Origin of the sequence: Streptococcus sp. 2021WUSS109 (genome assembly GCF_044427305.1) — a bacterium.
In the GTDB taxonomy this organism is placed as follows: Bacteria; Bacillota; Bacilli; order Lactobacillales; family Streptococcaceae; genus Streptococcus; species Streptococcus suis.
The window spans coordinates 1-12,459 of record NZ_JAOTGF010000032.1 but is presented as its reverse complement, the minus strand read 5'-3'; the positions used below and the strand labels follow the sequence as shown (position 1 = coordinate 12,459).

6 protein-coding genes, 2 tRNA genes and 1 pseudogene are annotated in these 12,459 nt (G+C 41.2%); all 9 read right to left on the bottom strand.

Annotated elements, in window-relative coordinates:
* Positions 1 to 52: 52 nt before the first annotated feature.
* A tRNA-Leu gene (locus tag ODU37_RS09995) sits at positions 53 to 138 on the bottom strand.
* A gap of 144 nt (positions 139 to 282) precedes the next feature.
* Positions 283 to 692, bottom strand: a pseudogene (locus ODU37_RS09990) (GyrI-like domain-containing protein).
* Positions 693 to 854: 162 nt separating this feature from the next.
* Positions 855 to 940: transfer RNA gene (locus tag ODU37_RS09985), tRNA-Leu, on the bottom strand.
* A 144-nt stretch (positions 941 to 1,084) separates the two neighbouring features.
* The gene (locus ODU37_RS09980; RefSeq protein WP_029178981.1) at positions 1,085 to 1,495 is read right to left on the bottom strand and encodes a GyrI-like domain-containing protein; all 411 of its coding nucleotides are present in this window, start codon (positions 1,493 to 1,495) and stop codon (positions 1,085 to 1,087) included.
* A gap of 69 nt (positions 1,496 to 1,564) precedes the next feature.
* Complete coding sequence (locus tag ODU37_RS09975; RefSeq protein ID WP_249562564.1) at positions 1,565 to 3,175, bottom strand: CTP synthase; 1,611 nt, start codon at positions 3,173 to 3,175, stop codon at positions 1,565 to 1,567.
* Between the two features lie 192 nt (positions 3,176 to 3,367).
* A complete protein-coding gene (gene rpoE, locus ODU37_RS09970) occupies positions 3,368 to 3,949 on the bottom strand; it encodes a DNA-directed RNA polymerase subunit delta (RefSeq protein ID WP_011921912.1) in 582 nt (193 codons plus the stop codon).
* Positions 3,950 to 4,075: 126 nt separating this feature from the next.
* Positions 4,076 to 7,264, bottom strand: a complete 3,189-nt coding sequence (locus ODU37_RS09965; protein WP_398580478.1) for a pneumococcal-type histidine triad protein — start codon at positions 7,262 to 7,264, stop codon at positions 4,076 to 4,078.
* 33 nt (positions 7,265 to 7,297) lie between these two features.
* Complete coding sequence (locus tag ODU37_RS09960) at positions 7,298 to 8,218, bottom strand: metal ABC transporter solute-binding protein, Zn/Mn family (RefSeq protein ID WP_105106386.1); 921 nt, start codon at positions 8,216 to 8,218, stop codon at positions 7,298 to 7,300.
* A 1,162-nt stretch (positions 8,219 to 9,380) separates the two neighbouring features.
* Positions 9,381 to 12,005, bottom strand: a complete 2,625-nt coding sequence (locus tag ODU37_RS09955; RefSeq protein ID WP_249562576.1) for a MucBP domain-containing protein — start codon at positions 12,003 to 12,005, stop codon at positions 9,381 to 9,383.
* Positions 12,006 to 12,459 lie beyond the last annotated feature (454 nt).

Here is a 12,459-nt window from a genome sequence, read left to right as displayed (position 1 = left end):
GCTCTGCACTTATCTAGACAAAGCAAAAGGACTAGCCTTAGCTAGTCCACTATGCGGAGAGTGGGACTTGAACCCACACGACCTAAAGCGGTCACAGGATCCTTAGTCCTGCGCGTCTGCCAATTCCGCCATCCCCGCGATTGAGTACCTTACTAGTATAACAGGACAGCTAAGGCTTGTCAAGAAAATTTTTTAGTTTATTTCAAAAAATCAACTTTCTATTCAATCAGTAAAACTGGAAAATCTAAGCGAAAATGGAGCTAAGGCAGGAACACAGAAAACTCAGTGCTGCTGAGTCGCAATAAGGACAGCCACCGTTTGGTCGGGATCGTATTTTTCAAAGTCAATAGTGTAGTCCCGATGAAGCTCACCTGATTCTTCTGCCTGCCAAATCCTCTGCCAAGCATGAAGAATCGCTTGAGGATCCTCCTTATCAGCCTCAAATACTTGATAGATCTGCTCGGATGTGTCAAAATCATAGACTTCCCCATCTGTCAAACGGCAGATAGAGAGACTGTAGTCTCCTTTGTAATCACTGGCATAGTCATGATAGACGGCATAGACCGGTTCCCTTGGGCAAAAGCTTCTTTCACCGCTTCCTCTTGTTCCTGCCAGAGAGCCTGGATTTTTTCTACACAATGCTCATCTTGAAAATTATTAGTACGAATACTAGCTAAAATGTTTAGAAACATCTTCTTCCCTCCTTTTGTTTTCATTATAACATTTCTCTAGAAAAGTCGCTTAGGTCAGACAAAACTAGTCTATCTCTCCTGCTTGTAATTTATAAACTAGCATATATCGCGCTCTGCACTTATCTAGACAAAGCAAAAGGACTAGCCTTAGCTAGTCCACTATGCGGAGAGTGGGACTTGAACCCACACGACCTAAAGCGGTCACAGGATCCTTAGTCCTGCGCGTCTGCCAATTCCGCCATCCCCGCGATTGAGTACCTTACTAGTATAACAGGACAGCTAAGGCTTGTCAAGAAAATTTTTTAGTTTATTTCAAAAAATCAACTTTCTATTCAATCAGTAAAACTGGAAAATCTAAGCGAAAATGGAGCTAAGGCAGGAACACAGAAAACTCAGTGCTGCTGAGTCGCAATAAGGACAGCCACCGTTTGGTCGGGATCGTATTTTTCAAAGTCAATAGTGTAGTCCCGATGAAGCTCACCTGATTCTTCTGCCTGCCAAATCCTCTGCCAAGCATGAAGAATCGCTTGAGGATCCTCCTTATCAGCCTCAAATACTTGATAGATCTGCTCGGATGTGTCAAAATCATAGACTTCCCCATCTGTCAAACGGCAGATAGAGAGACTGTAGTCTCCTTTGTAATCACTGGCATAGTCATGATAGACGGCATAGACCGGTTCCCCTTGGGCAAAAGCTTCTTTCACCGCTTCCTCTTGTTCCTGCCAGAGAGCCTGGATTTTTTCTACACAATGCTCATCTTGAAAATTATTAGTACGAATACTAGCTAAAATGTTTAGAAACATCTTCTTCCCTCCTTTTGTTTTCATTATAACATTTCTCTAGAAAAGTCGCTTAGGTCAGACAAAACTAGTCTATCTCTCCTGACTCCTTTCTACCGCTGCGGTGACAAAAGCCGTATAAAGACCTTCAGGTCGGTTCGGTCGGCTGGAAAGCTCTGGGTGATACTGACAAGCAACGAAGAATTTATTTTCTGGAATTTCAACAATTTCTACCAAACGGTTGTCTGGTGACACGCCTGAGAAAACAAAACCTGCTTTTTCAAATTGTTCACGGAAGTCATTGTTAAACTCATAACGATGACGATGGCGACGTTGTACAACTTCTTGATTATCATAAACAGCTGCAGCCTTGGAGCCACGTTTGAGCTTGCTTGGATAAAGACCTAAACGGAGAGTTCCTCCTAAATCTTCCACTCCAATTTGATCACGCATGATGTCAATAATTGGATATTTTGTTTCTGGGTCTAATTCAAAGCTGTTAGCACCTTCTAAACCGAGAACGTGACGAGCAAATTCTACACAGGTCAGCTGCATTCCCAAGCAGACCCCTAGCATTGGCACGTCATTCTCACGAGCATAACGAATGGCTTGTATTTTCCCTTCTGTACCACGTTGTCCAAAGCCACCAGGAACGATAATTCCTTGTGCTTGTCCTAGACGTTCAGCTACGTTTTCTGCTGTCAAATCATTTGCATTGACCCAGTCCAATTCGATAGCAGCATCATTTGCATATCCTGAGTGTTTTAGAGCTTCAACTACAGAAATATAGGCATCTTGTAATTCTACATACTTACCAACTAAAGCGATTTTTACTTTTTTCTGGAGATTAAGAACCTTGTTTACCATCGCTGTCCACTCTGTCATATCTGCTGGAGGTACGTCGAGCTTCAAGTGATCGCAAACAATTTGATCCATGTTCTGCGCTTGCATATTTAATGGGATTTGGTAAAGATGTTCGACATCCAAGGACTCAATAACTGCTTCTGGAGCAACATCACAGAATTGTGCCAGTTTATTTTTAATTCCTTGTCCAGCAGGCTGCTCTGTCCGAATTACCAACATGTTGGGCTGAATGCCTAGACCACGCAACTCTTTTACAGAATGTTGTGTTGGCTTAGTTTTCATTTCGCCTGCTGCTTTGAGATAAGGCAAGAGTGTTGTATGGATATACATAACATTGTCTGAACCGACATCTGCCTTCATCTGACGAAGCGCTTCAAGGAATGGCAAGCTTTCAATATCACCTACTGTACCACCCACTTCCGTGATGATGACATCTGCATCTGTAGTACGAGCTGCACGCTTGATTTTGTCTTTCAAAGCATCTGTAATGTGTGGAATAACTTGAACTGTCGCCCCTAAGTATTCCCCTTTACGCTCTTTACGGAGGACTTCGCTATAAATTTTACCTGTTGTAACATTTGAATATTTGTTCAGGTTAATGTCGATGAAACGCTCATAGTGCCCAAGGTCCAAGTCGGTTTCTGCACCGTCATCCGTCACAAAAACTTCACCGTGTTGATACGGACTCATTGTTCCCGGGTCAATGTTGATGTATGGATCAAATTTTTGGATTGTTACCTTGAGACCTCGGTTCTTCAATAAACGACCTAGGCTGGCTGCTACAATCCCTTTGCCGATAGAGGAAACAACGCCACCTGTTACAAAAATATACTTTGTCATGCAAACTCCTTTTCTACGATTCAGGCTAATAGGAAGCAATTTGTGGGGATACTTCCTGTTAACTTGAAGAAAAAACAAAAATAGCTCCCTATCGCTAGGGAGCTCCGACCTCAAAAGAGGTGCCCGATAGTATCTTATCGTAATTTGGTAGTCTTGTCAAATTATTTTTAAGAATCTAGGGGGATATAATTCTTATTCGTCGACGACCTCTTCATCTGAATACTCGTCGTCATCTTCACCTAAATCAACATCCTCTTCATCCAATTCGTCATCTGGAATAATTTCGTTGATTTCCGAATCATAAGACTCAACTTCATCTTTTTCATCATCTGGATTTTCATCATCGTATTCTGATGATACACTACCTGGATAGTTGTCCTCATCTTCCGGATCATCATGTCCATAGTCAATCGCATCATCATCACCGTCCATAAAGGCATTGACGCGTTTCTTCTTGCGTTTTGGTGCATCTTCATCATCTTCTTCAAGAGTGATCACTTCTTCGTCGATCTCATCGATTGCGTACCAAGAACGTAAGCCCCATTTGTTTTCGCCAAGTGGAATGAAGCTTCCATCCACATTCAAATCAGAATAGAAGGTTGGGAGGGCTGCGCGAATCTCGCTGTTTGATTTTTCAAGGTAGTTTTGAATTTCATTGACCAAGTCGTTGAAATACATTTCGTTGTCACGTCCACGTTCTTCCAAAATAGCACGGGCTACTTCAATCATGGAAAGTTCGCTTTTTTCTTGTCCTGCAAATACGTTAAGTTCCAAGGCTGTTCTCCTTTTTTGTCTTTCCTTTCTATTTTACGCTAAAAAAGGCAAATAGTCAAAGATAATCTTTATCGTTTTTCTGTAAAAAAATACCTGCAGAGCTCAGCGCTACAGGTATTTTGTTTACTATACTTGTTCTTCTAAACTTGGAAGGGAGATGGTCCGTTTGACCCCATCCTTATCTACAAGTCGAACAACTTTACTTGTTGCATCATATTCGAAAGCTTCAAAAGAAACTTTGTAACGGTCTGAGAGCGTGACCAGACTTTGTTCAAAGGTTTTGAAGTCCATGCCAAACTCTTCTGCTCTTCGTTTTAATTCTTCTGTGAACTCGTCAATTTCCTCAGTTTCTTCAGAAATAATTTCTTCATCACTTTCTTCCGTCTCTGTTTCTTCTGTTGATTCAGATGGTGTATTTGGTGTAAATACTCCCCAGCCATCGTCTGAAACAGGGCGTTCTTGTGGATTAGTCATGTAGTATTTAACCGTTGCTAGGAAATCTTCTAGACTATACCCTTCAGGACTTCTTGCACTACCTTGATCAAACCATTTAAAGGATACATAGTGATAGTGATCTTGATGCGGAATCACTAGAGTCCCGTTGCGTACTTCGGTCGCATAGCCAGCATTGTAGGTCAGTGCTTCGAAAGGAACGACTTTCTTCGCTTCAACTCGGTTGTAAATTTCCTCTGCTGTTTCTTTGGCAACTTGTGGCTGTTCTGGCGTTGTTGTCTCGCCTGCAGTTGTTCCTGTTTCAGTTGGTGCAGGTGTTGACGGTGAACTAGAATTAGATTTCTCACGTTGAGCTACCATAGCCTCTGCTGGGATTAGCTCGCTTAAGTAATTCAAATCACTCTTGTTAATCCGACGGTAACCATCTGTAATCACACGTGGGATGCGATAGTTATCCGTACCTATTTTCACTTTTGGATCTAATAGGTCTGCTGGGTCAAAAATATAGCCGTCTTTCGTTGTATATTTTCCTGCTGCCTTAGCTTCTGCCAATTCTTCTGCCGAGTGAACAATTTGCCAATTTTTCAAACCTGCACGTTTCTCAATTGGTGTGACATTTTTCGCCAATTCTTCAGCATCTCGTTTATCAAGAAGAGTTTGTACAGCTTCCAATTCTTCTTTAGATAAATCTTTCTTGGAAATTGAACGCAGAGAACCACCTGTCGCTCTTGGTAGACTGAATGCTTGACTAAAGACAAAACTTGCTGGATCTAGTACGTCTTCCGCCGAGAAGATATAGCCGTCATTTGTTGCAAATTTCCCTTTTGCACGTGCATTCATGACTTCTTCTGCGGTGTGAATGATTTGCCAATTTTTCAAGCCTAAGCGGTTTGCTTTAGGTGTTGCATTTAGAATTGGAGGAACAAGATCCGTTGCTTCTCCATCACCATGTCCACTTGTAGTCCAAGCAGATGGACGAATTTCAGGATGTTGCATGATATAGCGGATCGTTGCAATTTGTTCCTTACTCAACCATGTGTAAGGTAGGACGTGGATGTGATCAATGTGTGGAATAATAAAGGATTGTCCAGTATCATAGGTTGCATTCGCTCCCTTCATCGGAATTTGATCCATACCGACCAACATGGCTGGCTTAAGATCTCCTTCTGCAAGCGGTGCAATATCAAAGATATACTGCTTATCTTTTTCTGCCAAGGTCAACTCAGCAAAAGAGATCTTCATCAAATCTAGTTCGTCACGACCATACGTATAAGTTTTTCCACCTACTTCCATTTCATAAACAACTTTTCCAGCCAATTTACGCTTAGCCGTTACTTGTTTGTATTCAAATGCAGGGCGATTTTCTTCTTGAATTGGTTTTACAGGTTTTGAATCGTTCCCTTGACTTGGTGTTGTGGGTTTTGAATCGTTCCCTTGACTTGGTGTTGTGGGTTTAGCATCGTTTCCTACTTGTTCAGATGTTTTCGGCGGCACTTGTTTGCCCGCCTTCTCATTAACCCATTCCTCTACTTGCTTGATTTCAAAATCTTCGAGTTCGCCAAAACCAACATAATGGAAATGATCTCCATGACTAGCTATCAACCCTTGATCATCAACTGAGGTAATAGAGGATTTGCTAAAGATGTATCCATCACTTGTAAAATATGCCTTACCATCTAATCCTTTTCCGTAAGCAGGAATTTGACGTCCCATATAGGAAACCACTTTCCCTGTTGACTGCTTCGGTTGTGTTGGTAATACTGGTTGTGTAGGCGATACCCGTTGCGTTGTAACCGTGCCGATTGGTGTTACTGGACGATTTGGTTGTGTTGGTGTATGTTGGGAGTGACTTACTTGTGCGCCAGAAGAAACACCTGCTCCATTTACACCAATCATTCGAGAAATCTTCTCTTCTAGAGGAGACATCTGGCTGTATGGAATAAAGTGGTAATGGTCGCCGTGTGGAACGATGACACCTGCTGCGGTTTTCTTCGTAATCGTTCTTGGGTCAAATACCAATCCATCCGCTTCTACATGGCGTTGAGATAGGGGTGTTGCATCCAATCGAGCCAATAAACTAGCCAAATCCTGACCTTGCCCCGCACTAATTGTTGTCTGTTGAGCTCTACTATTTTTATCGCCATATTGACTACCACTAGCCGAACTCACACTTCCTTTTTGATTCCAGTAATCTTGAGCAGCCTTCAATTCGGTAGCTGATAAATCTTTTTTAGGAATAAAGTGGAAATGGTCGCCGTGCGGAACGATAAAACCATCTCCCGTGTCTTCAATAACATCTGTCGGATTAAAGACATAGCCATCGTCTGTTCTGTAGCGGCCATCTTTACTATTTCCTGCTGCCTGATTCTTACTGTCAGCAGAAGAGATTCCTTTTTGCCGCTCCACCTCTTCTTTGCTACGAACATTTTTATGTTTGCTAGGGTCTTTTAGATAGAGATAGTATTTCCCATCAACTTTTATGACGTAGCCATCCTGGACTTCATTGATGATGTGACTGTCTTGTAAAACATAGTTCGGGTCCTTCATGACCAATTCTTCACTAAAAATCGCATCAAAAGGGACTTTACCATTATAGTAGTGGAAATGGTCACCGTGTGATGTCACATAGCCTTGATCAGTAATTTTAACGACTATCTGCTCAGCGTCAATATTTTCCTTGGCAGAAATTTGATCAGGTGTTAATTGTTCCGAGACTGTGCTTTGTGCACTTTGACTATCTTCAATGTAGGACACACGATTTTTTTGTTCTTCCATAGCTTGGAAACGTCCAAGCTGATAGCTACAGAGACTCATCCCTAAAACAAGGGCAGCTACAGAGCCAACAACTACTTTTTTCTTCATATTCTCTCCTTTCGGTCGATACAATTCGGTCTTTTATTTTAACTCTTGAGCTAATGTTTCTAAAACTTGCTCTAGATTTTCTAAATAGGTTAAATTATTTTCTGGATCTGCTTCAAGAGGATCCAACACTTTTAAGTCCACACCTGTCGAACTCGCCAATGACTTAGCAAGCTTATCTGAGACGCCTTTCTCTGTAAAAATTGTTTGTACATTGTAGGTGTCAACAAATTCTTTAATTTCCGCCAACTGTCTAGGGCTTGGTTCCTCCTCTGAAACTCCTGCGATTCCCAACTGCTTCAACCCAAAGCGTTGCGCGGTGTAGGAGAAGGCTGTGTGTTGAGTGACAAATGTTTTTGATGTAGCTTTTGAAAAGATTGGACTATACTTGTCTGCCAACTTTTGCGCTTTTTCTTCCAAAGTTGCAGCATTTTGACGATAATAATCCGCATTCTCAGGATCACTTTCTGCTAGAAGTTCACCAATCGCAACAGCTTCCTGACCAACTAAAACCGGATCCAACCATGTGTGAGGGTCATATAAACTAGCTTCATCAATCCCTTGACCGGCTTCTACGTCTTCTAGCCCTGGAACCTTTGTCAGCGGTAAATTAGTCGAAGCCTCCAAAACCTTGACAGATGAACCTTGCAAATTAGGCTCCAAACGTCCTGCCCAGGATTCCAAAATTCGCGAATGATAGATAAAAACATCTGCATCATATATAGCCTTTATGTCTGCAGCTGATGGTTCATAAGAGTGTATACCCTGTCTTGAACCAATCATTCGAACATCATTTTTGCTCCCAGACACTTCCTTAACCAGTGAATAAATTGGGTAAAATGAGGTGACTATTTTCATTCCTGGCTGTACTTGACTCGCTTCCTTCTGAGCCGAGCAAGCTGCTAAAACAAAACCGAATAAGGCCAAAAGACAGGTCCCTACTATTTTCTTAAACATAATTACCTCCTTCTTTAACCAGTTAATTATATAACAAGAACGTTAACTGGTCAAGCATTTTTTTTGAGAAAGTCATAGCTATCCGCGAAAACGTGATTTGTATCCCTAGCTATAAACTTCTCCTCCAGCGACATCTAAAAACTTTCAACGAACCTCATTCAAGTTAATACTATGACAACTTGGCTAATATCCTTAACAACTTACTTTTATCTTGTTCTAAAACTGCCAATTCATACAACTTTTTCTTTTGAAATACCTTGCACTACATCAAGCAAAACTTTGAAGAGATGACACATTCTCGCACAATAAAAGCACAAAGTCTTCTTTAAGCTCAAGTGAATGAATTGGTAAATCAAGATGATAACTTGCCAATGTTTAGTTATAGACAATATGTAAGATAACCCTTACCAAAGACTACCTCTGTGTGAAATTATAAAATATCGTCTTTTAGTTTTTCGTTTATTACTTCGACGTAAGGAGGCTGGGTAGAAAGTCCATCCTCGCTTCTCAGAGTTCGTGTCAACATCTCAGCGCAGTGGTTGATTGGCAGATTTGTTCGTGTTTCACACTCCAAATCTGACCATTACGACTGTTGCAAACAAAGTTCACTTTATCTCCAACCTCAAACTGTCTCCCAGACAGTTTGAGCTGTGCGGGGGTGGGAGTGAAACAGTCTGGGAATAGACTGTTTCAACTCAACAACTTAAAACGAAAAATTGTTGACGAACTCTTTTTAGACCAGTCGAGTTCTTTCCCACTCCCTATTTCCAACTTCAAACACTCCACTGGATTGTTTGAACTCGCCTTGCCTAACTTCAGTTATGCCTGCGGCTCATTGCCTCGTACTAAAAGAAAAACTAAAAGACTATAATTAATAATTTGACCCTCGACACATCCCTAATATCGGAATTCTCTTTTTAAACATTTCAACTAAACCACCAAAAATAAGTTTTATAGAATGGAAAACGAGCAACTTCAAATCGGAATTGCTCGTTTTTTAATATGTAAGGACTAATTTTTCCCTAGACTTTTGAATCAATCTATAAGTCGCCCGCTACGGTTGACAGGAGGCTTCAAAAAGCTACTCATTCTACTTGCCACTCAAAGAGCTTGATGGTAAAAAATGATACCCTCTTTTAAAGATACATTGCAAAACGCTTTATTAGTTCTCGTCTTGACGACGTTTTCCGTTGAATGCAAATGTAGCCACCAACATAGCTGTACCTAGTGTTGCAAAAGCTGCCGAGTTATCTTCACCGGTATTCGGCAATTGCGCTTTATTTGTAGAAACTACTGATGTTGGGATGCTGCTATCTTGCGTTGGTGTAGCAGGTGTAGTAGATTTTGGTTTTGAAACTTCTGGAGTTGGAGTCGGAGTGACTGGTTTCAACTCGTAAACGTAAACAACTTTTTGAGCTGTCTCAGTAACCTTGCCTGAAACTGGGGCTGAATCTGCTTTGTGTTCCTTGAAGACATAAACATTGCCTGCTTCGTCTTTCAATTCAGTTTCATTCTTCGTCTCATAAGCTGTGCCAGTTGACTGGTTTTCGCTAAAGACTGGAGTTTCTGCTTTTAGAACCTTACCATCTGTCGTTACATGTTCGACTACGACATTGCCTTTGACTTCTTCGTAAACGAAGGTTACTTTTTGAGTACCCTCTTTGACTTCACCTTTTGGATCCGCAGAGTCTTCCTTGAGACCTTTATAAACAAACGTACGACCGTTGTCTGTCACAATCTTGTCTTCTGGTTGGGTCTCATATGGTGTACCAACTGGTTCATCTGTCTTGACTGGGGTTTCCTTCTTCAGAACTTCACCAGTTGTTGTAACGTGTTCGACTGTGACATCACCTTTTGGTGCGTCTGGTGTTGGTGTTGGAGTGACTGGTTTCAACTCGTAAACGTAAACAACTTTTTGAGCTGTCTCAGTAACCTTGCCTGAAACCGGGGCTGAATCTGCTTTGTGTTCCTTGAAGACATAAACATTGCCTGCTTCGTCTTTCAATTCAGTTTCATTCTTCGTCTCATAAGCTGTGCCAGTTGACTGGTTTTCGCTAAAGACTGGAGTTTCTGCTTTAAGAACTTTACCGTCTGTCGTTACATGCTCGACTGTGACATTACCTTTGACTTCTTCGTAAACGAAGGTTACTTTTTGAGTACCCTCTTTGACTTCACCTTTTGGTTGCGCAGAAGTTTTATCAACCTCTTTGTACTTGAAGGTACGACCGTTGTCTGTCACAATCTTGTCTTCTGGTTGGGTCTCATATGGTGTACCAACTGGCTCATTAGTTTTAACTGAGGTCTCTTCCTTCAGAACCTCACCAGTTGTTGTAACATGTTTTACCGTGACACTACCTTTAGGAACTTCCGAAGTTGGAACAACTTCATAATAGTATACAGTTCTCCCACCTGGGAAATATGGATTATTAATGTAGAAAGTTGTCCGAGTATTAGTTGATGCAACATCAACTGTTACATTCGCTGTTTCCCCATCTCTCAAGACACCTTTAGCAGGCTTGCCATTAATATCTTTTGCAACGTTATTGTCAGGATCCAGAAGTTCCCAGTCAATCGCTTTTCCATTATCATCATTCATCAGATATCTGATGAAATAACCTTTATCGGTACCTACAGCAAGCGCATCACCCTTACTTACTAGAGGATTGATGAAACCACTTGTATTGGTACCACTATCTTTGATCAACTTATAGGTCACACCATCTGCTGTAATTGTTTCTGGTGCTGCAGTTGTAAATTTGTACCCTGACATTTCTGTTTGTGTCACAGTCGCTAACACTTTGTTAGAATCTTTGACAACATATTCTGTCTTCTTGTCAATTAATCTAGGAACGAACCAGCCATAGCCCATATAACGACCGTTGGTATATCCCAGTGCCTTTTCGTAGTTGGTATATAGCTCATCAAACCAACCATCTGTTGCATCTGAAGTAGATACAGATGCGATTGGAAGATTTCCATTATTTGTGATAACCTCCCTATGTTGGATAGTGTATGTAGTATCTTTGGACCATAACCACCTTCCTTTGCTAACGTATTTAAGTTCATCCACATGAAGACCAGGAACTAGGGTATCAGTCATTAATAACTTACCATCACCACCGTACATATCTATATATACATTTCCCGTGCCGTCTCTATCTGTACTAAAGGCCATCTGATGGATAAGTGCCGCTCCACCAGATGAGCTCGTCACAACTTCACCGCTTTTATCCACATAAAGAGGGCCTGTGGTCCGATCATTTAACTTATCCGTTTTAATAACAGCAAACGTGTAATTTTTAGAATTATGGTTTACCGTACCAGTAAACTTAGGGTTCATTGACTTTACTTCAGGCTCAGTTGTCGTAAAACCATCTGTCGGAATTTCACTAATTGTTTTGATACCTTTTCCTGGTGTTACAACTACTTCTTTAGTATTTGTCGCCGCTGAACGCTCAGTTCCTACAGCTGCTCTAAATTCTTGAGGTGCCTCAGCGCTCTCTAGTGGCGCTAACGAGGCATCCACTCCCTCTTCAATAGGTGCTACTTCTTCATCAGTTGTTGTCACTTTATCCAATGTCTCATCCGTTGGCAAAGCAACATCACTTTCCATTACCTCTTTAGCAGATGAATCTGTATTTGTCGGAACCTGCTCTGCAGCAACTGTAGCCATGTTACCCAAGAATAGTGCAACAAAGACAACGGATGCTACTCCTGTTTTAAACTTACGAATTGAAAAACGTTGACGCTTATCTGGAAACATTTGATTTTTTCCATTGTGTCTCATTATTTTCTCCTTAATATAAATATAGATATTTTTTGTCGCTGGTCGTGAAAACAATATTCATAAGTCTCTTCAAATTGTTCTTTTCAAAACAGAAACATCATCCCCCTTTGTACTTACTTTTATTGTAAATTTCACTAAAACAACCTTTTAACGATAACTGAAAAATTGAAATTTGTCAAATGTTACATATTACAAACCATTACTTGACCCTTCTCAAAGCAAAAACAAACAAAAGAAGACGATTACAACAAGGTTAGGCAAAAAGTCCGGCTTCGCTTCTCAGAGTTCGTGTCAACATCTCAGCACATCGCATTAAAAAGATGATTAAGTCATAACCACCCGTGAAAACGGGTGGCTTGTACACCGGCTATAAGCCGTTTCTCTCCAGCGACGTCTAAAGACGTTCGCTGAACTTCGTTCAGGTTAGTGCTATAATTACTTGACTAATGCCCGT